This is a genomic window from Streptomyces sp. NPDC059828, assembly GCF_042731955.1.
Classification (GTDB): Bacteria; Actinomycetota; Actinomycetes; order Streptomycetales; family Streptomycetaceae; genus Streptomyces.
Map to the genome: position 1 here is coordinate 106,509 of NZ_JBHWIW010000013.1, position 20,176 is coordinate 126,684.

Annotated in this window: 17 protein-coding genes; 7 read left to right on the forward strand and 10 right to left on the reverse strand. The window is 71.3% G+C overall.

What is annotated here, in order from left to right:
* Positions 1–83 precede the first annotated feature (83 nt).
* Positions 84–2,624, forward strand: a complete 2,541-nt coding sequence (locus ACFV6V_RS11245; RefSeq protein WP_385562420.1) for an MFS transporter — start codon at positions 84–86, stop codon at positions 2,622–2,624.
* 27 nt (positions 2,625–2,651) lie between these two features.
* Here the strand turns inward: ACFV6V_RS11245 and ACFV6V_RS11250 are convergent, their stop codons facing one another.
* The 8 genes from ACFV6V_RS11250 to ACFV6V_RS11285 form a co-directional block, all read right to left on the reverse strand.
* Positions 2,652–3,995, reverse strand: coding sequence for an LLM class flavin-dependent oxidoreductase (locus ACFV6V_RS11250; RefSeq protein ID WP_385562361.1), 1,344 nt, complete (start codon positions 3,993–3,995; stop codon positions 2,652–2,654).
* Positions 3,996–4,055: 60 nt separating this feature from the next.
* Positions 4,056–5,045 carry an ABC transporter permease gene (locus ACFV6V_RS11255; RefSeq protein WP_385562364.1) on the reverse strand — a complete coding sequence of 330 codons (990 nt, stop codon included), beginning with the start codon at positions 5,043–5,045 and terminating at the stop codon, positions 4,056–4,058.
* A complete protein-coding gene (locus ACFV6V_RS11260; RefSeq protein WP_385562366.1) occupies positions 5,042–5,896 on the reverse strand; it encodes an ABC transporter ATP-binding protein in 855 nt (284 codons plus the stop codon). The genes ACFV6V_RS11255 and ACFV6V_RS11260 overlap by 4 nt, the downstream gene beginning before the upstream one ends.
* A 4-nt stretch (positions 5,897–5,900) precedes the next feature.
* On the reverse strand, positions 5,901–6,929 hold the full coding sequence (locus tag ACFV6V_RS11265) for an ABC transporter substrate-binding protein (protein WP_385562369.1): 1,029 nt from the start codon (positions 6,927–6,929) through the stop codon (positions 5,901–5,903).
* A gap of 105 nt (positions 6,930–7,034) precedes the next feature.
* On the reverse strand, positions 7,035–7,613 hold the full coding sequence (gene ssuE / locus ACFV6V_RS11270; RefSeq protein WP_385562372.1) for an NADPH-dependent FMN reductase: 579 nt from the start codon (positions 7,611–7,613) through the stop codon (positions 7,035–7,037).
* Between the two features lie 73 nt (positions 7,614–7,686).
* Positions 7,687–8,688, reverse strand: coding sequence for a TauD/TfdA dioxygenase family protein (locus ACFV6V_RS11275; protein WP_385562375.1), 1,002 nt, complete (start codon positions 8,686–8,688; stop codon positions 7,687–7,689).
* A gap of 556 nt (positions 8,689–9,244) precedes the next feature.
* Positions 9,245–9,667 carry a contact-dependent growth inhibition system immunity protein gene (locus ACFV6V_RS11280; RefSeq protein WP_385562378.1) on the reverse strand — a complete coding sequence of 141 codons (423 nt, stop codon included), beginning with the start codon at positions 9,665–9,667 and terminating at the stop codon, positions 9,245–9,247.
* A gap of 12 nt (positions 9,668–9,679) precedes the next feature.
* The gene (locus ACFV6V_RS11285) at positions 9,680–10,963 is read right to left on the reverse strand and encodes an MFS transporter (RefSeq protein ID WP_385562380.1); all 1,284 of its coding nucleotides are present in this window, start codon (positions 10,961–10,963) and stop codon (positions 9,680–9,682) included.
* 55 nt (positions 10,964–11,018) lie between these two features.
* Here ACFV6V_RS11285 and ACFV6V_RS11290 point away from each other — a divergent pair, with 55 nt between their 5' ends.
* The 5 genes from ACFV6V_RS11290 to ACFV6V_RS11310 all read left to right on the forward strand — a co-directional run bounded on the left by ACFV6V_RS11290 (position 11,019) and on the right by ACFV6V_RS11310 (position 17,388).
* Positions 11,019–12,020, forward strand: coding sequence for a DUF5937 family protein (locus ACFV6V_RS11290; protein ID WP_385562383.1), 1,002 nt, complete (start codon positions 11,019–11,021; stop codon positions 12,018–12,020).
* 176 nt (positions 12,021–12,196) lie between these two features.
* Positions 12,197–13,030: a M55 family metallopeptidase gene (locus ACFV6V_RS11295; protein WP_385562386.1), complete on the forward strand. Its 834-nt coding sequence runs from the start codon at positions 12,197–12,199 to the stop codon at positions 13,028–13,030.
* Between the two features lie 31 nt (positions 13,031–13,061).
* Complete coding sequence (locus ACFV6V_RS11300) at positions 13,062–14,408, forward strand: M20/M25/M40 family metallo-hydrolase (protein ID WP_385562423.1); 1,347 nt, start codon at positions 13,062–13,064, stop codon at positions 14,406–14,408.
* Between the two features lie 11 nt (positions 14,409–14,419).
* The gene (locus tag ACFV6V_RS11305; protein WP_385562389.1) at positions 14,420–16,435 is read left to right on the forward strand and encodes an LpqB family beta-propeller domain-containing protein; all 2,016 of its coding nucleotides are present in this window, start codon (positions 14,420–14,422) and stop codon (positions 16,433–16,435) included.
* Entirely contained in the window at positions 16,432–17,388 is a 957-nt protein-coding gene (locus ACFV6V_RS11310) for an LD-carboxypeptidase (RefSeq protein WP_385562392.1), read from the forward strand. The genes ACFV6V_RS11305 and ACFV6V_RS11310 overlap by 4 nt, the downstream gene beginning before the upstream one ends.
* Before the next feature lie 89 nt (positions 17,389–17,477).
* Here the strand turns inward: ACFV6V_RS11310 and ACFV6V_RS11315 are convergent, their stop codons facing one another.
* Positions 17,478–18,590: an adenosine deaminase gene (locus tag ACFV6V_RS11315; RefSeq protein ID WP_385562395.1), complete on the reverse strand. Its 1,113-nt coding sequence runs from the start codon at positions 18,588–18,590 to the stop codon at positions 17,478–17,480.
* A 188-nt stretch (positions 18,591–18,778) separates the two neighbouring features.
* Complete coding sequence (locus ACFV6V_RS11320; protein ID WP_385562398.1) at positions 18,779–19,540, reverse strand: GntR family transcriptional regulator; 762 nt, start codon at positions 19,538–19,540, stop codon at positions 18,779–18,781.
* Positions 19,541–19,830: 290 nt separating this feature from the next.
* Here ACFV6V_RS11320 and ACFV6V_RS11325 point away from each other — a divergent pair, with 290 nt between their 5' ends.
* A complete protein-coding gene (locus ACFV6V_RS11325) occupies positions 19,831–20,097 on the forward strand; it encodes a DUF1049 domain-containing protein (protein WP_385562401.1) in 267 nt (88 codons plus the stop codon).
* Positions 20,098–20,176: the final 79 nt, after the last annotated feature.

Consider the following 20,176-nt stretch of genomic DNA (forward strand, 5'->3'; position numbering starts at 1 on the left):
CGGCAGCCCCGGATTTCCCGCTTGCCCCGCCTTGGTCCGCGATGCGAAGAATGACGCCGCGCAGCGCGACGAGGGGAGCAGCAGTGGGCGGGATCACGCTGGCGAAGGGCGGTCAAGTCGAAGGAGCGGCGGTCGGATCCCCGGACCACCGAACCTCCGATCCAGGGCAGCCGCAGCCGACCGGTCCGCGGGGCTCGCGGGCCTCGCGGGACCCGCGAGGCCCGCAGCGCGCGAAGGAAGCGCCGGCATCCCCGCCCGGGGGCGGCCTGCCGGACGCCGACGCCGCGGCCACGGGACTGAGCCCCCGCCGGGTCCGGCTTGTCTTCCTCGGTCTGATGCTGGCGCTGCTGCTCGCCGCGCTCGAGCAGATGATCGTCGCCACCGCCCTGCCGAAGATCGTCGGTGAACTCCAGGGCCTCGACCGGATGTCCTGGGCGATCACCGCGTATCTCCTCACGGCCACCATCGGACTGCCCGTCTACGGCAAACTCGGCGACCTCTACGGCCGCAAGGGCGTCTTCCAGTTCGCCATCGTCATCTTCGTCGCCGGCTCGGCACTCGCCGGCTGGTCCCGCACCATGGACCAGCTCATCGCGTTCCGGGCGGTCCAGGGCATCGGAGCAGGCGGGCTGATGATCGGGGTACAGGCGATCATCGCCGATATCGTCCCGGCCAGGGAACGCGGTCGCTTCATGGGGCTGATCGGCGCCGCCTTCGGGCTCGCGTCCGTGGCGGGCCCGCTGCTCGGCGGCTACTTCACCGACCACGTCTCATGGCGTTGGTGCTTCTACATCAACGTGCCCTTCGGCCTGGTCACCCTCGTCGTGGTCACCCTGGTGCTGAAGCTGCCGAAGCCGGCCACCCGGGCCCGCTTCGACGTCCTCGGCGCGCTCATGCTCACCGGCGCCTCCACCTGCCTCGTGCTGCTCACCAGTTGGGGCGGTACCGAGTACGCCTGGGACTCACGCGTCATCACCGGTCTGGCCGCCGGCGCCGTCGCAACCACCGTGCTCTTCGTCGTCGTCGAGCGCTTCGCGCCCGAACCCCTCATCCCGCTGCGGCTGTTCCGTGACCCGGTGTTCGTGGTCACCGGTCTGGTCGGGGCCGTCATCGGTGTGGCGCTCTTCGGTGCCGCCAGTTATCTGCCCACGTTCCTCCAGATGGTCGACGGCGCGAGCGCCACCGAGTCGGGGCTGCTGATGCTCCCGATGATGGGCGGCATCGTTGTGGCGTCCGTCGTCTCCGGGCAGCTCATCAGCCGTACCGGCCGCTACAAGGTCTACCCGGTGCTCGGCAGCGCCGTGTCGGCCGTCGGCATGTGGCTGCTGTCGAGGCTGGACGCGGACACCCCCCGGCTCGAGTACTCCGTGTGGCAGGCCGTGCTCGGCGTCGGTATCGGGCTGGTGATGCCCGTGCTGATCCTGGCCGTGCAGAACGCCGTGCCGCCTGCCGATCTCGGCGCCGCGACCAGCGCCAACAACTACTTCCGGCAGATCGGCGGAAGCGTGGGCGCCGCAGTGTTCGGCACCCTTTTCGCCAACCGGATCAGCGACGCGCTGGCCGCACGGTCCCCGTTCGGACCGGGGACCGGAGCCGGGGGTGCGGCCGGACTGCCCGATCCGGAGTCGATCACCCCGCAGCTCGTCCACGCCCTGCCGGCCGCCGTGCGCGACGGCTATGTCCAGGCCTACGCGGACGCGATGCCGCGGATCTTCCTCTACCTCGTGCCGGTGCTCGTCCTCGGCCTCGTCCTCGCCTTCTTCCTCAAGGAGAAACCGCTGGTGTCCCAGAACGCCCCCACCGCCGAGCCGCTGTCCGTACCGCACGCCCGCCATGCCGCCCCCACGCCTGCGCCCCCGTGTTCCGCGGGAGTCCCCGTGTGCGGCACCGTCCAGCACCACGACGGCACCACCGTTCCGCGCGCCGCCCTCACCCTCATCGATGTGCACGGCCGGCAGATCGGGCGCGGCGGCAGCGGCGAGGACGGACGCTACGCGCTCAGCGTCCCCGGCCCCGGCTCGTACGTCCTCATCGCCGCTGCCGGTGGCCACCAGCCCCAGGCCGTCGCGGTCACGGTCGGCGAACGCCCGGTCGAACTCGATGTCGTACTCGGCGGTGCGGGCCGCCTCGCGGGCACGGTCGTCACCGCCGACGGCACCCCCGTACGCGACGCCGCGGTCACCCTCACCGACGTACGCGGCGAAGTCGTGGCCAGCACTCGCAGCGGACGCGACGGGGGTTACGTCATCGACGAGCTGGTGGCCGGCGAGTACACCCTGGCCGCGAGCGCCCCCGCCTTCCGCCCCGCGGCGCTTCCCGTCAGCGTCCAGGCCTCCCGCGAGACCCGCCAGGACATCGAACTCGCCGGTGGCGCCGTGCTGCGCGGAACCGTCCGGGCGGGGGACGGCAGGCCCGTCGAGGACGCGCGGGTCACCCTGCTGGACGCCGCGGCCAACGTCGTCGACACCCTCACCACAGGACCCGACGGCACCTTCCGCTTCGTCGACCTCTCATCCGGTGAGTACACCGTGATCGCCGCCGGCTATCCGCCCGTGGCGACGGTGCTCCAGGTCGCTGGGGGCGGACGCACCGAGCGTGACCTGCAGCTCGGGCACGAGGACTGACGCTTCCGGGAGCCGGACCTGAGCCGATTACGCGGGACGGGCGGCCGGGGCCGTACGGGTGCCCGGTCGCGGCAGGCCGTAGTGTTCGCGCAGGGTCCTGCCCGTGTACGCGGTACGGAACAGTCCCCGGCGCTGCAGCTCCGGTACCACCTGGTCGACGAAGTCCTCGAGCCCGCCCGGCAGATGGGGCGGCATGATGTTGAAGCCGTCCGCGGCACCCTGGGTGAACCACTCCTCCAGCTGGTCGGCGATCTGCTCGGCGGTGCCGGCGAACACCCTGTGCCCACGACCGCCGCCGAGCCGGGCGATCAGCTCGCGCAGGGTGAGGCCGTCGCGGCGGGCGAGCTCGGCGACCAGCGTGAACCGGCTCTTGTTGCCGTTGATGTCCCGTTCTTCGGGAAGCTCGGGCAGCGGACCGTCCAACGGCAGACCGGTCAGGTCCACACCGAGCATCCCGGACAGCTGGGCCAGCCCGTACTCAGGCACCTGAAGTTCGGTCAACTCGACCTCCAGGGCACGGGCTTCCGCCTCGGTCGATCCGATCACCGGGCAGATCCCCGGCAGGATCCTCAGCTCCTCCCCACTTCGTCCATGGCGGGCGAGCCGGGACTTGAGGTCCTTGTAGAAGGCCTGGCCGTCGGCGAGGGTCTGCTGCGCGGTGAACACCGCCTCGGCGTATCGCGCGGCGAACTCCTTGCCGTCCTCCGACGATCCCGCCTGCACCAGCAGCGGATGACCCTGCGGCGAGCGCGGAACGTTCAGGGGACCGCGCACCCCGAAGTGCTCACCGTGATGGTCGATCGCGCGGACCTTGGCGGTGTCGGCGTACACCCCGCGCTCCCGGTCGAGCAGGATCGCGTCGTCGTCCCATGAGTCCCACAGCTTGGTGGCGACCTCGACGAACTCCCGTGCGCGGCGGTAGCGCAGGCCGTGCTCCAGATGCTCCTCCCGGCCGAAGTTACGGGCCTCGTCGACGGTGCCGGATGTGACGATGTTCCAGCCCGCGCGGCCACCGCTGAGATGGTCGAGGGAGGCGAACTTCCGGGCGATGTGGAACGGTTCGTTGAAGGTGGTCGAGACGGTGGCGATCAGCCCCACGTGCTCGGTGACCGCCGCCAGGGCGGAGAGCAGGGTGAGCGGTTCGAAGCCGCCGAGGGCGTTGTGCCGCACCTTGCCCCACAGGGCGAGGCCGTCGGCGAGGAACACCGAGTCGAGCAGCCCGCGTTCGGCGGTGAGGGCGAGGTGCTGGAAGTAGCGCAGATCGGTGATGCGTTCGGGCTGGGTACGGGGATGGCGCCAGGCGGCGTCATGGTGTCCCGCGTTCATCAGGAAGGCGTTGAGGTGTAGTTGGCGGGGCGGTGAGGCGGTCATGGCGGTCCTCGGCGAGAAATGGGTGCACAGGGCGGGGGTTCTCAGGTGCTGTCGGCGGGATCAGACGGACAGGGGCACCCGCCAGGAGCTGAGCCGCCGCTCCAGCGCCACCAGCAGCTGGTTGAAGACGACGCCGATGGCGGAGATCGTGACGATGCCCGCATACATCTGCGGGATGGCGAAGTTGTACTGGGATGCGTTGATGAGATAGCCCAGCCCGGCCTTGGCACCGATCATCTCGGCGGCCACCAGCACCAGAATGGACACCGCCCCCGCCAGGCGGATCCCGGTGAAGACGGCGGGGACGGACGAGGGCAGGATCACCTTCTGGAAGAGCCGCGGGGCCGACAGGTCCATGGACCTGGCCAGCTTCAGCAGGGTGGGGTCGGTGTCGCGCACCGCGCTGACGGTGTTGAGCAGGATCGGCCAGGTGCACGCGTAGAGCACGATGGAGACCTTGGACGTCTCCCCGATGCCGAGCAGCAACACGAAGACCGGCAGCAGCGCCAGTGCCGCGGTGTTGCGGAACACCTCGAGGAGTGGCCCCAGCAGGTCCGCCACCGGGCGGTACCAGCCGATGAGGAGGCCCAGGGGTACGGCGATGGCTACCGCGAGACCGAAGCCGGCGAGGGAACGCAGCAGGCTGGCGCCCGTGTGCTCGGCGAGCTGTCCGCTGGCCAGCAACTCGTTCCAGGCGATCGCGACCTCGCTGACCGGTGGCAGAAACGTGGGGTCGACCAGGCCGAGTCGCGGAGCGACCTCCCAGACGAGCAGCAGCGCGACGATGGCCACGGACTTGGTGGCCGCGACGAGCAGGAGGCGTCGTCCCCGGCGAAGCGCGGTGGGTACCCGGCCGGTCGGCCGGCCCCGCCCGGGAGCCGCCGGTGTCGTCAGATCGGATGCCGCCGGTGCCGTTTGATCGGATGCCGCCGGTGTCGCGCGGTCGGGTGTCGCGTGGCCGGGTTCCGCCTGTGCCGCGGCCCGCTCGGTCCGTTGCCCGACGGCTGTCGCGCGAGCCGCCGCCGTGTCCGTGCTCGTTGCGGGGGTCATGCGGGAACACCTTCCTTCTCCAACTGCTGTGCCCTGGCGACCTCGTCGTGCAACAGTCGCCAGATCAGATGCCGGTAGTGCGCGAACTCGGGGCTGGAGCGCAGGTCGTCGGCGGTCGTACGGGACTCGAAGGACACCGGCACGACTTCCTTGACCCGGCCCGGGCGCGAGGTCAGCACGGCGACCCGCCCGCCGAGGTAGACGGCTTCCTCGATGCCATGGGTGATGAACACGATCGTCTTGCCGGTTCGCTGCCAGATCCGCAGCAGCTCGTCCTGGAGCGACTCCCTGGTCTGCGCGTCGAGTGCGGCGAACGGTTCGTCCATCAGCAGCACGTCGGGGTCGTACGCGAGGCTGCGGGCTATCGCGACCCGCTGTCGCATTCCGCCGGACAGCTCATGGGGGTGACGGTCCTCGAAGCCTGACAGGCCCACCAGGTCCAGATGCGCCCTGGCCCGCTCGGCCCGCTCCCGGCGCGGTACGCCGATCGCCTCGAGACCGAACTCGACGTTGCCCTGCGCCGTGCGCCAGGGGAGCAGCGCGTACTGCTGGAACACGATGCCCCGGTCGGTGCCGGGGCCGGTCACCTGCTTGCCGTCCACCAGGATCCGCCCGGCACTCGGACGCGTCAGACCGCCGAGCAGATCCAGCAACGTCGACTTGCCGCATCCGCTGGGGCCGACGACGGACACGAACTCGCCTGCCTCGATGCGCAGATCGATGCCGTGGAGCGCGGTGAACTGTTCCGAACGACCCGTGCCGGTACGGTCCTTGACCGGAAACACCTTGCTGACGTCTTCGAACACGATCTTCGGTGTGCCCGATGGGGCCTTGCCACTGATGTCAGTCATGAGCTCAGCCCTTGCTTCCCTTGCCGTAGCCGTTGAACTGGTTGGTGTAGAGGTCGGATGCCTTGATCCGGTCCTTGCCGATCTCACCGCGCTCCGCGAGCCAGTCGATCCAGAGCCGGAACTCCTTGTCGCCGATCCGGCCTCCTGTCTCGGCCACGCCGTGGGACTGCCAGTACCCCAGGGTTGCGGTGTCCTCGTTGCGGTCCCGCTTGCGCACGATCTCGGTCATACGAGCTACGACGTCTTCGCGCGGAGTGGTGCGCGCCCATTCGATCGCCTTCGCCACACCGGTGACGAAGGTGCGTGCCGTGACGGGGTTGCGTTCGATGAACCGTTCGGTGAGGACATAGCTGCCGGCGCTGAAGTCACCCAGTAGCTGGTGGTCGGTGAAGAGGGGACGTATGCCGCCGGTGGCGAGGGCCTTGTCTCGCAGGACGCCGCCGAGCACCCCCACCTCGATCTGCCCCCGGCGCAGCGACTGTTCGGTGTTCAGCGGCGGTACCACCAGGGGCTCGACCTTGTCGATGTCAGCCCCTGACAGGCCGCCCCGTTCGAGGTATATGCCGAGCAGGGCCTCGGCGTGTGCCCCGAGGGTGTTCATGCCGATCTTCTTGCCGATCAGATCGCGTGCCGAGCGGATCGGGCTGTCCTTCAGCACGTAGTAGCCGCTGTAGGCGTACTTGTCGGAGCCGTAGTAGCTGATCACGGCCTTGATGGGGGCGCCGCTCGCGGCGAGCTTGACGACCGCTCCGTTGAACGCGCCTCCGAAGTCGGTCTGACCGGTGGCAGCCGACTGGATGTCCTGTGGTCCGCTGATCGTGTTGCCGACCCACTGGAGCTTCACATCACCGAGATAGCCGAGGTCCTCCGCCAGTTCGGGAAGGGTCACCTGCCCCGCGAAGCCCTGGTACCTGAGGGTCTTGGTGTTGGCCGTGGCGCCTCCTGCCGTCGCCCGGCCGCAGCCGACAGCGGCGGCCGAGATGCCGAGAAGGGTCAGGAAGTGGCGTCGGGACGTCGGTGGCGAGAGGGGCATGGCGGATCCTTTGCGGAAGGTCGTGAGGGTTTGCGTGTCACGGCGGGCGGGCGACCGGCGGTCCGCAGCGGTCGAGCCCGGACAGGGCCTGGGCCCGGACAGGACCTAGGAGGCGGCGGCCAGTACGGAGCCGCTCCCGGTGACAGGGGCGGTGACGACGGGCAGGGCGGCGACGAAGTCCTCCACGGCGTGGAACAGCTGCCGCTCCGCCTCCGGTTCGATGCGGGTGCCGCCTCCTGGCCGTGGCTCGATCGAGGTGTCGAGCAGGAATCGGCCGGCGACGACGTGCCGTGCGCCGAGGGCGGACAGCACCGGGCGCAGTGCGTAGTCGATGGTGAGGACATGGGCGAGACTCCCGCCGGTCACCAGTGGCAGGACCGTCTTGCCCGCGAGGGCGTCCTGCGGGAGGAGATCGAGGAACGCCTTGAGCAGTCCCGTGTAGGAGGCTTTGTACACCGGCGTCGCGACGATGACGCCTGCGGCGGCCTCGACATCGCCGAGAGCCTCGCGCAGTGCCGGGTGCTCGCGCCGCCCTGCGAGCAAGTCGGCCGACGGGAGGTCCCGTACGGCCAGGCGTCGGGCGTCGATCCCTGCGCGGGACAGCCGGCGTGCCACGTGGTCCAGCAGGAGCGTGGTACGTGAAGTGGGGGACGGACTTCCAGAGATGGCGAGCAGCCTGGACAACACGTTCTCCTTCGGGGGGTGTTCGATCGGGAGAAGCCGCCTGAGCAGCACCCGGGGACTGGTCGGGCAGTGGTCAGGGGCGGGCGGTCGCGACGGTGGCGCCGGCGGGGCTCGCTGAGCGTTCCGTCGACGCGCCCGAGGCGGCTCCGAAGGCAGGCTCGGGGACGGTCTCCGGTGACAGCGGCCGGGACGGACGCCCGTCCACACCGACGGGAATGTCACCGTCGACCGTCACTCGGCGCAGCCTGCGCTCATGGTCGCCGGAATCGTCCACGCCGTAGTGCTGGGTGGCGCGGTTGTCCCAGATGGCGACGTCACCCGGCTGCCACTGCCAGCGCACGGTGTTCTCGGGCCGCTCGATATGCGACTGGAAGAGCTCCAGCAGGGTCCGTGAGTCCGATCCCGTGAGCTCGCTGATGCGGTGCACGAAGTTGCCGAGGAGCAGGGAGCGTTCGCCGGTCTCCGGGTGGACCCTGACCACCGGGTGCTCGGTGCGGAACGAGGTCGATGTGAAGACCTCGCGGTACTGCGCGAGGGCCTCGGGCAGCGCGTCGGGACGCAGCGCGGCGTAGTCGTACTCGTTCGAGTGCACGGCACGCAGGTCGTCCGCCAGGTAGCGCAGCGGACGGGGGAGATGCTCGTACGCGGCGGCTGTGTTGGCCCACAGGGTGTCGCCGCCGTGGGGTGGGACCGTCACGGCCCGCAGGATGGAGAAGGCCGGGTAGGCGGGCACGAACGTCACATCCGTGTGCCACTGGTTGGCCCGGCCGCCGTGGTCGGAGTCGATCCCCAGGGAGTAGCGCCCGTCGGCGGACGGCACGGTGGGGTGGGCGATGGGTGTGCCCAGCAGTCGCGCGAACCCTTCGTGGCTGTCCTCGTCGAGGTGGTCCTGGCCGCGGAGGAAGATCACCTTGTGTGCGAGGAGCGCCTCGCGCAGTGCGGTCACGGTGCCGTCTTCGAGATCCGGCCCGAGCCGCACCCCGGAGACCAGGGCGCCGATCCGGCCACCGACCCTGCGGACCGACGGCTCCTGCGCGATACGGACGCCGGTGGTGTTCGTTGTGGTTGATGTCATGACATGTCCTGCCTTTCGACGGCTGTGGAGGGCCGACTGAGGAGAAGGTGTGCTGTGGAGAAGGTCCGTGTGGCGCGGCGGAGGAGACCGGCCGTGAGCGACTGGCGGAATCGGCTCCGGTCAGAGCGGAGGCGCAGCTTGCGGAGGCAGGGCCTCAGACGCGGGGCAGCGCCGGACAGCGGCTCGTACATGTCGTCTGCGCGGAGTGCCGACGCAGGTCACGGAGCCGCACAACGGGAATGCTCGTCGTGGACATGTTTGGGAGCGTGTCAGCGCCCTGCGAGACGGGTCAAGGCCGGAAACGGGTCCCATAGGGCCCCGGTTCCGGCCTGAGCCGCGGTCTTCACCGGCCTTCGTCCGGAGGGCTCCCACGAGTCGTCGAACCTGCTGTGAGCTGCGGATTCCCCGAAGGGCCGTAGGTCGACGCAGACAGCTGTCCGGCACCGGAACCGACCGACCCGCGGCCGTCGGCGAATTCACGCCAACGCAATCCTCCGGTCATGGCCGGAAACGGCGGCAACACGGCGATGGCACGAGCCACCCCGCCCGTGCGGGATCAGGATCGTGCGACGAAGCGGGCGAGCTCCTCCGCGGCACCGTGAGGCAGCCGCGCGACGTCCTCTTCCGGGATGCCGCCGATCACCGTGCGCAGTCGCGCACCGGTGCCCGGCAGCATCGCCCAGGCGGAGGCCGGGGCCGCGACGGCCGCGAGCAGCAGGTCACCCTCGTAGAAGTACGCGTCCAGCAGCGGCTCTTCGACGAGCAGGCGCACCGCGAGGGGCAGCGTGAACGGCAGGGCCACCTGCTGAGCGACGAGCGTACGCAGTTCCGCCGCACCGAGGGCGCCCAGCGGCACCCGCCGCCACTCGTGCACCTTGCGGACCAGATGGGTCGCCTCCGATTCGGGAGCCTCCCAGCGGGGCGGGTCCAGTTCGTCGAGCGTCCGGTCGAGGTGCCGCAGCTGGTCCATGAGGGTCATGCTCGCAGGGAATCAGCCCTGAGCCACCCGGCCCCTGCCCCGCTCGTGAGCCATCACGGCCTGCTGCGGAAGCCCGCGCCGCCCGCGCACGGGGGAGAAGAGGACGGGCAGGAGGGCCAGTGCGACACAGCAGCCGCCCGTCCACAACGCGTAGCGCACCCCGGCGTACTGACCGATCAGGCCCGCGGCGGCGGACCCCACGGCGAGCGCGCCGGTGAGCATGAAGCGAAAGGTGGCGTTCATCCGGCCGAGGAGCGGATCGGGCGTCAGCCGCTGGCGCAGACTGACCGCCAGCACATTGCCGACCCCCACCCTGAAGGTGCACAGCAGCCACCCCGCGGAGGCAAGCCACAACCACGGCCCCCGGTCGATCAGGGGGATCAGCAGCGCGCCCGGAGCCATGCAGAGCCCGGCGGCCCCCAGGGTGCGGCCCAGGCCGAGCCGGCCCGCCAGGCGGTCCGCACAGCGGGCACCGATGAAGACGCCCATCGCGCCGACCGCCAGATAGACGCCCAGCGCGCCTGGGGACAGGCCGAGCTCACGGACGAACAGGACGGGCAGCAGGGTGTTGAGCATCTGTATGCCCAGATTGGTCAGAGCGGCAGAGAGCGCCAGCGCCCGGAGCTCCCCGTGCCCGAGCACATGCCGCATCCCCTCCGCGATCTCCGTCCGCAGCCCCCTGTTCCCACCGGCGATGGTCACCCGCTCGGTGGGGGCCGCCGCACGCATCCCCGTCAGACGCAGCGCCGAGGCGAGATGGAGCGCGGCCACACCCACCAGGGCCACCGGCACGCCCAGCAGTTGGACGAGCCCACCGCCGGCGCCCCGGCCGCCCACCTGGCTCGCGGCCTGAAGGCTCACCACCGCGGAATTGGCCCGCACCAGCCCGCCCGGGCCGACCAGGGTGGGCAGCACACTCTGCGACGCCACATCGAAGAAGACCGTCGCGCAGCCGCTCACCAGCACGACGGCGTACAACTGTCCAAGAGTGAGCGCGTCCAGCGCCCAGGCCAGTGGCACCGAGGCGACCAGCAGGGCCCTCGCCAGATCTGCGGCGATCAGCACCGGACGGTGGTGCATCCGGTCCACCCAGGCTCCGGCAGGCAGACCGATGAGCAGGAAGGCCACCGTGCTCAGCGTGGCCAGCAGGCCGACCTGACCGGCGTCCGCGTCCAGTGCCACGACGGCGATCAGCGGTACGGCGACATGGCCCACGGCGGAGCCGAGCTGGCTGAAGGCGGTCGCGGTGAACAGCATGCGGAAATCGGGTCTGCGCCAGGGGCTGTCTGTCGTCATGGACCTCACGTTCGCGGCGGGACGCACACCGGACCAATGATTTAGCCTCGGCTGAATGGTGCAGCGGCAACGGTCCCCAAGCGGGCCGCTCGAAATCGATTTCACGGCCGAGGACGTGGCGCGTACACGATTCGCCATCTCCCCACTGTGGGAGGTGGTGGCGGGGATACGCGTGCTCAAGGGCGCCGACGGCCATGCCATGCACCGCCGGTGGGCCGACGAGGTGCGACCGAGGCTCGCCGCCGCGAAGCTGGACCTCACCCCGCTGACCTCGCTCGTCGTGGTGCCGACCACCACCATTCCCGGCTTCCTCGTCCCGCCCCCGGCCACCCCGCAGCCCTCGCTCGACCTGGAACTGGCCGTGCTCCGGGCCACTCCGCCCGAACTGCTGCGGACGTCGTCCCCGGACACCCGGGCCGCCGTCGCGGCGCTGCGCGAGGACCCCGGTCGAGGACTCGGCCGGCTCGCCGACGCGATCGCGGGCTACTGGGAGATCGCCGTCGCGCCCTACTGGCCGGGCATCCTCGCCCTGCTCGAAGCCGATATCGCCCACCGGGCCAGGCAGTTCGCCGAAGGCGGTGCGGAGGCCCTGCTGGCCGGCCTCGATCCCCAGGTCACCTGGGACTCCGGCGCGCTCCAGATACCCCACTGCCGGCTGCGCGGGATCCGGAGGCTCGACGGCAGGGGCCTGCTGCTCGTCCCCTCCGCCTTCGTCTGGCCCCGGATCTTCTCCGTCATCGGCTACGACCAATGGCAGCCCACGCTGCGCTACCCGCCCCGGGGCGTTGCCACCCTGTGGGAGGGGCGCACCCGGCCCTGCCCGAGTGCCCTCGCCGGGGTGCTCGGCCGCACCCGTGCCCTGCTGCTGGCCGAACTGGACGCTCCCGCCTCCACCACCGAACTGGCGCGCCGCACCGGTCATTCGCCGGGGGGTGTGTCCCAGCATCTGACGGCCCTGCGTTCGGCGGGGCTGGTGAGCGGGCACCGCATGGGGCGGACGGTGTTCTATGCGCGCACCCGGGTGGGGGAGGCGCTGGTCCAGGGGTGTGATCCCTGAGCCGGACGAGACACGATCAGGGCGCAAACCACCCCCGACGGGCGGCTGAGACCCCGACGCGCCGGGTAGGCACTGGCGGTGCGGGTGGAGGGGTGCGCCGGGCGACAATGCCGGGGAGCCGGTGCCGTGCCCGACGCGGACGGGCCGACCGGCAGTCCGGGAGAACGGAGGCGGCAGTGAGGATCCTGATCAGCGCCGACATGGAAGGCGCCACGGGGGTCACCTGGCCGGGCGATGTGCTGCCCGGGACTCCCCAATGGGAGCGCTGCCGACCGCTCTTCACCTCGGACGTGAACGCGGCGGTGCTCGGCTTCCTCGACGGCGGCGCCGACCAGGTGGTCATCAACGAAGCGCACTGGAGCATGCGTAATCTGCTGCTGGAACAGCTGGACGACCGGGCCGAGTTGCTGACGGGGCGACACAAGACGCTGTCCATGGTGGAAGGTGTGCAGCACGGCGATGTCGACGGTGTCGCCTTCGTCGGCTACCACACGGGGGCGGGTACCCGGGGTGTGCTGGCGCACACCTACCTCGCCAACTCCATCACGGGCGTCTGGCTCAACGGCGAGCGGGCGAGCGAGGGACTGCTCAACGCCCATGTCGTCGCCGAGTACGGAGTGCCGGTCGTGCTGGTCACCGGGGACGACCTGACCTGTGAGGACGCCCTCGGCTACGCGCCCGAGGCGCTCAAGGTCGCCGTCAAGGACCACATCTCCCGGTACGCGGCCGTATGCCGCACCCCGGCCCGTACCGCCGCGCAGATCCGCGCCGCCGCCAAGGAGGCCACCGTGCTCGCCGTACGCCATGAGCCCGTGCGGGGAGGGCCGTTCACCGTCGAGGTCGAGTTCGACGCCGAGCATCTGGCCGGGGCGGCGACGGTCGTCCCCGGTGCGGCGGTGAGCGGTGAGCGCCGCGTCTCGTATACGAGCGTGACGATGTATGAAGCCATTCGCACGTTCAAAGCGGTCACGACGATCGTCTCGGCCGCGGTGGAGGAGCAGTATGGCTGATGTGAGACTCCCCGAGCCAGGAACCGCGCACATGCACACCGGCAACAACGACGACGTCAGCGGCGTTGACCACCTCGCGCTCGACGAGGTGGTCACCTTCACCTCCGAGCTGATCCGCATCGACACCACCAACCGCGGCGGCGGCGACTGCCGCGAGCGGCCCGCCGCCGAGTACGCAGCCGAACGTCTCGCCGACGCGGGTCTCGAGCCGATGCTCCTGGAGCGCACCAAAGGCCGGACGAACGTGGTGGCGCGGATCGAGGGCACGGATCCGTCCGCGGACGCGCTGCTGGTGCACGGCCATCTCGACGTGGTCCCCGCCGAACCCGCCGACTGGACCGTCCATCCCTTCTCCGGCGAGGTCCGCGACGGCGTCGTCTGGGGACGTGGCGCCGTCGACATGAAGAACATGGACGCCATGGTCCTCGCCGTCGTACGTGCCTGGCGGCGCGCCGGAATCCGCCCGCGCCGCGACATCGTGATCGCGTACACGGCGGACGAGGAGGCCAGCGCGGAGGACGGATCGGGCTTCCTCGCCGACCACCACCCCGAGCTGTTCGAAGGCTGCACCGAAGGGATCAGCGAATCCGGGGCGTTCAGTTTCCACGCCGCACCCGGTATGACGCTCTATCCCATCGGGGCGGGCGAGCGCGGGACCGCCTGGCTGAAGCTCACCGCCCACGGCCGGGCGGGCCACGGCTCCAAGGTCAACCGGACCAATGCGGTGACCAGGCTCGCCGCGGCCATCGCCAGGATCGGGGAGTACGAGTGGCCGGTGCGGCTCACCCCCACGGTGCGCGCCGCCCTGTCCGAGCTCGCAGCACTGCACGGGCTCACCGTCGACGCCGGCGCACCCGGCCTGGACGTGGACGCACTGCTGGACAAGCTCGGCCGGGCGGCGCTGCTGGTCGAGCCGGTCGTGCGCAACAGCACCAACCCGACCATGCTGGAAGCGGGTTACAAGGTCAACGTGATCCCGGGACATGCCACCGCCTACGTCGACGGGCGCATGCTGCCGGGCACCGAGGACGAGTTCCGCGAGACCCTTGACCGACTCACGGGACCGGATGTCGACTGGGAGTTCCTGCACCGCGAGGTGGCGCTCGAAGCCCCCGTCGACTCTCCGACCTTCGCCCGACTGCGCGCGGCCATCGAGGCCTTCGACCCCGACGGCCGTGTCGTGCCGTACTGCACGTCCGGCGGCACCGACGCCAAGCAGTTCTCCCGGCTCGGCATCACCGGCTACGGCTTCACGCCGCTGAAACTGCCCGAAGGCTTCGACTACGGGGCGATGTTCCACGGAGTCGACGAGCGCGTCCCCGTGGACGCACTCCACTTCGGCGTCCGCGTACTCGACCGCTATCTCAAGTCCGCTTAGGGGGATGGGGAATGGTGCCCACAGAGGCCTACGGGACCTGGCCGTCGCCGATCGACGCCGCGCTCGCCGCCTCGAACGACGGGCGGCCCGAGTTCGTCGGCATGGTAGGCGACGAGGTGTGGTGGACGGCGCCCCGGCCCACCGAGGATGGCCGCCGCACCCTGGTGAGACGCAGGGCCGACGGCGCAGAGGAAACGGTCCTTCCCGTTCCGTGGAACGTACGCAGCCGGGTCATGGAGTACGGCGGCCTGCCCTGGGCCGGGGCGCACCGTGACCAGGGCGGGGCCCTCATCGTGTTCGTCCACCACGACGATCAGCGGATGTATGCCCATGAGCCCGACACCGGCGCGGAGCCAAGACCGCTCACCCCGGTGTCGGACGTGGGCGCGGGGCTGCGCTGGGCGGATCCCGTCATCCACCTCGACCGGGGGGAAGTCTGGTGCGTACTCGAAGAGTTCACCGGGGACGCGCCCACCGATGTGCGCCGGGTCATCGCCGCCGTACCGCTCGACGGTTCGGCGGCCGACGACCGTACGGCCGTACGGGAGCTGACCGGCGACGGCCACCGCTTCGTCAGCGGGCCACGGCTCTCCCCCGACGGGCGGCGCGCCGCCTGGATCGCCTGGGACCACCCCCGAATGCCCTGGGACGGCACCGAGGTGATGCTCGGGGAGGTCGTGGAGGACGGCCCCTTCCGCGCGGTGCGCCAGGTCGCGGGTGGCACCGGCGAGTCGGTGGCCCAGGTCGACTGGGCCCGCGACGGCTCGCTGCTGTACGTCTCGGACGCGGGCGGCTGGTGGGAGCCGTGTGCCATCCCGGCCAGGGAGCTCGACGCCGCCGGGCCGACCGCGACGGCACCGACCGCGAAGGCGCTGTGCCCCGGCCGCGACGAGGAGTTCGGCGGGCCGCTGTGGAAGCTGGGCCTCAGCTGGTTCCAGCCCCTGGAGAACGGCCTTGTCGCCGCCATCCACGGCCGGGGCGCGACCTCCCTCGGCATACTCGACCCGGAGACCGGCGAGCTCGTCGACACCGCGGGCCCCTGGACCGAGTGGGCGCCGACCCTCGCCGCGCACGGCACCCGGGTCGTCGGCGTTGCGGCCAGCCCGCGCAGCGGGTTCGAGATCGTGGAGCTAGACATCTGCACGGGCCGGGCCCGCGTCATCGGTGCGGCGCACGAGGACCGGGTGGACCCCGCGTACTACCCGGAGCCGCAGATCCGTGTCTTCACCGGGCCGGAGGACCGCGAGATCCACGCGCACGTCTATCCGCCCCACAGCCCCGACCGCGTCGCCCCCGACGACGAGCTGCCGCCCTACGTGGTGTGGGCGCACGGCGGTCCCACCGGCCGGTCCCCCCTCGTGCTCGATCTTGAGATCGCCTACTTCACCTCGCGCGGCATCGGTGTCGCCGAGGTCAACTACGGCGGCTCCACCGGCTACGGCCGCGAGTACCGCGAGCGGCTGCGCGAGCAGTGGGGCGTGGTCGACGTGGAGGACTGCGCCGCCGTCGCCGAAGCCCTTGCCGCCGAGGGCACGGGCGATCCGGACCGGCTGGCGATCCGGGGCGGAAGCGCGGGCGGCTGGACCGCCGCGGTGTCCCTCACCACCACCGGTGTCTACTCCTGCGGGGCCATCCGCTACCCCGTACTGGACCTGCTGGGCTGGGCGACCGACGGCACCCATGACTTCGAATCCCGGTACCTGGAGTCGCTGATCGGCCCGCTCGACGAGGTCCCGGGACGCTACCGGGAACGCTCGCCGATCGAGCATGTCGACCGCATCGACGTCCCGCTGCTGCTGCTCCAGGGCCTCGACGACCCGATCTGCCCGCCGGCGCAGAGCGAGCGCTTCCTCGCTCAGCTCGCCGGACGCGGGACACCCCATGCCTATCTCGCCTTCGAGGGCGAGAGCCACGGCTTCCGCCGTGCGGAGACCCTGATCCGCGCCCTGGAGGCCGAGCTGTCCTTGTACGTACAGACTTTCGGCACCCCGCGGGGGGATGTCCCGGTGCTCGGGCTGGTGAAGTGAGCCGTCGGCAGCGTTCGCAGGCCCCGGCCCGGCCCCTCACCCGCCCCGCGCGGCTGCGGCCGGGTGACCGGGTCGCCGTCGTCGCCCCCAGCGGCCCCGTACCGGCGGACCGCCTGGAGAAGGGTCTCGCCATCCTGCGCGGCTGGGACCTGGAGCCGTTCGTGCTGCCACACGTGCTCGCGGGACATCCGCGGTTGCCCTACCTCGCGGGCGAGGACGCGGGGCGCGCCCGCGACCTCCAGGAGGCCTGGTGCGATCCTTCGGTCTCCGCCGTGATCTGCGCCCGGGGCGGGTACGGAGCCCAGCGGATGGCCGACCTGGTCGACTGGGACGCGGTACGCGCGGCAGGGCCCAAGGTCTTCGTCGGCTACAGCGATGTGACCGCGCTCCATGAGGCCTTCGCCCAGCGCGTGGGCCTGGCGACCCTGCACGGCCCGATGGCGGCCGCGCTGACGTTCATCGAGGACCCGGACACCCAGGAGTCCCTGCGCACCACCCTCTTCGCACCCGAATCGGTGCGGACGCTGCGGCTCGGCAGCGCACGGTCGCTGGTTCCCGGCCGCGCCCGAGGGATCACCCTGGGCGGCTGCGTGAGCCTGCTCGCGGCCGGGATCGGCACCCCGCACGCCCGGCCGTCCGCGCGTGGCGGGCTGCTGCTGATCGAGGACACCGGGGAGGAGCCGTACCGCCTGGACCGGGTCCTCACCCAGCTGCTGCGCTCCGGATGGCTGGACGGAGTGTCCGGGATCGCCCTGGGATCGTGGGAGGGCTGCGGGCCCTACGAGGAGCTGCGGGCCGTGTTCCTGGACCGGCTCGGCGGCCTCGGAGTCCCGGTCGTGGAGGAGCTCGGCTTCGGGCACGGGGCCACGGCGCTGACGATGCCCCTCGGGGTTCCGGCGGTGCTGGACGCGGATGCCGGGGCGCTGGTGCTCGACGTGCCGGCACTGGTCTGACGGCGCTGGTCCGAGGACGGAGTGACCTCCGCGTCGATCGCGCGCCCTGGCGCCGGCCTTCAGCGGCCGGCGCCCGTGCGGTGGGAGCGTCAGCTCAGCGCGGCGTAACCCGGCCGGATCACCTCGTCGATGATGCGGCGGCGCTCCGGGAGCGGCAGGAAGGCAGACTCGACGGCGGCCACCGTGAACTGCTCGAAGACCTCCGGGCCGTAGGAGAAGGCATCCGCCATGTGCTGGAACTCGCGGCTCATCGTGGTGCCGGAGACAAGGCGGTTGTCCGTGTTGAGCGTGACCTGGAAGCCGAGGCGGCGCAGCAGCTCGATCGGGTGCGTGGCGTAGTCCTTCGCCGCGCCGGTCTGGAGGTTCGAGGTCGGGCAGACCTCCAGCGCGATCCCGTTGTCGCGGACATACGCGGCCAGGTGGCCCAGCGAGGCCGTGCCGTCGTCGGCGACCCGGATGTCGTCGGTGATCCGCACGCCGTGGCCGATCCGCTCGGCGCCGCAGACCTGGACCGCCTCGTGGATGGACTCGGCGCCGACTGCCTCGCCCGCGTGGATGGTGAAGTGGCAGTTGTGCCGCTTCAGGTGCTGGAAGGCGGGGAGGTGGTTGGCGGGAGGGTTGCCGATCTCGCCGCCCGCGATGTCGAAGCCCGCAACCCCGCGGCCCCGGTGGGCCACGGTGAGCTCGGCTATCTCCAGCGAGCGCCGGGTGTGCCGCATACCCGTCAGCAGCGCGCCGACGGTGATCCGGCCGCCGGCCCGCCGCTCACCCTCGCGGAAGCCCTCGTTGACCGCGTCGACGACCTCGTCGAGGCTCAGGCCGCGCTCCTGGTGCTGCTCGGGTGCGTAGCGCACCTCGGCGTAGACGACTCCGTCGGCGGCCAGGTCCTCCGCGCACTCGGCGGCGATCCGGAACAGGGCCTCGCGGGTCTGCATCACCGCACAGGTGTGGGCGAAGGTCTCCAGATAGCGCTCCAGCGACCCGGAGTCCGCGGCGTCGCGGAACCAGACGGCGAGAGCCTCGGGGTCCTCGGTGGGCAGATCGCCGTAGCCGCACTCATGCGCCAGCTCGATGATCGTGGCGGGACGCAGACCGCCGTCCAGGTGGTCGTGCAGGACGGCCTTGGGAGCGCGGCGGATCCAGTCGGCGACAGGGGCGGGGCTCGCGGCGAGGTCGGCCGGGGAGTTGTCAGACAAGTGCATGCAGCGGGAGTGTACGGCAACGATGCGCCGGGCGCCGTTGTGGGGCGCACACCGCTCGGCACACAGGGGCGTACGCAGGCGCGGCGGGGGTGCGCGTCAGCCGGACCGGCGGGGTACGCGGGGCGGCACACGTCGTCCGGACCGGCGGCATGAGCCAGGTCGGGAGCGGTGCGTCCGCCGGCCCGGCCTCAGCCCGACTGCACCACGGACAGCGCGGGAGCGCCGGTCGGCAGCATGTGCTTGGCGGCCATGATCGGTATGTCGCCCGCCCGCACGACCTGGGTGATCAGCACGGCGGGGGTGTCCGCGGGCCGGTCCAGCTGGGCCCCGCGCCGCTGTCCGAGCGAGGTCGCCGTCACCCCTGAGTGGGCGGTCAGCGGTACACCTCGCGATGCTCCGGCCAGCACCGCCAGCATGGAGATGCGCTCTGCGCTCCCGGCCGTGCGCAGCGCCCCGGCGAACGCCGGGTGCGCCCGTTCCAGCACGTCGTCGGCCGCGGCCCACTCCTGGCTCAGCGCCGCAGCGCCGTCACCCGTCAGCAGGGACTCCCAGAAGCGCAGCTCCGCGCGGGCGGGTGCGTGCAGATGCTGGGTGGTGAAGTCGGTGGGCTCCTCCACGGTCCGCAGCAGGGCCCGTACCCGCAGTGGCGCGCCACCCGCCGAGAGCTGTTCCTCCAGCGGCTGGATCTGCTCGAACCCGCGCCGCGGCGGCTGATCGTTGACGGTCCTCCCCACGCCCCTGCGCACCGTGAGCAGCCCGTCCTCCTGGAGCAGCAGCAGGGCCTCGCGCAGGGCGGGGCGGCTGACGCCGAGCTCCGTCGCGAGCCGGGGCTCGGACGGCAGGGTGGAGCCCGGTGGGTAGGTGCCGTCGTGGATGGCGTCCGCGATCCGCTCGTACAGGACGACCACCGGCCTGCGCTGCGGGTCGCTGGCTGATCCGCTGACTGCCACTGTGTCTCCCCGCGCTCACTTGTCTGCTCACTGCCGCGGCGATGCGCTCCTCGCCGCCACCGCTGTCATCCTCGAGCCCACCGTAGTTCACCGCGAGCAGGGCCTTGTGGGTCTACGCAGGTAGATGTCAGTCTGGTGCCGCATTCCACCTTGTCTGACAAGATCCGACAGGGCGGCCTCGGCGGTCCCGGGGAGGCCGCTGCCCGCCCTCGGCGCGGTGCGCCGGCTGCCTCACCCGTTCGGCCCGCTCCCCCAGCCTCATGGGGCCAGGATCCGTCCATCCTGGTCCCATGAGTCCCAAGGGCGGATCGCGCAGCGACAAGGGAACGGGACATCCGACGGGCACAGGCGGCTCCCATGGCCGGTTCACCACCCGCAGGGTCGTGTTCCTGGTGCTCGCGGTCCTCACGCTGGTCTTCATCTTCGAGAACACCCGCAAGGTCACGGTCAGGCTGCTGATCCCCGAAGTGGTCATGCCGCTGTATCTGGCCCTGCTGGCCGCGGCGATCCTGGGAGCACTCTGTACGGCGCTCTACTTCGGCCGCCGCAGCAAGTGACGGCGGGGCGCCACCCTTGCCGAAGAACCGCGCGCAGCAATCCTGGTCGGCGCGGAGCGCGCGGCATGCCGTCATGCCG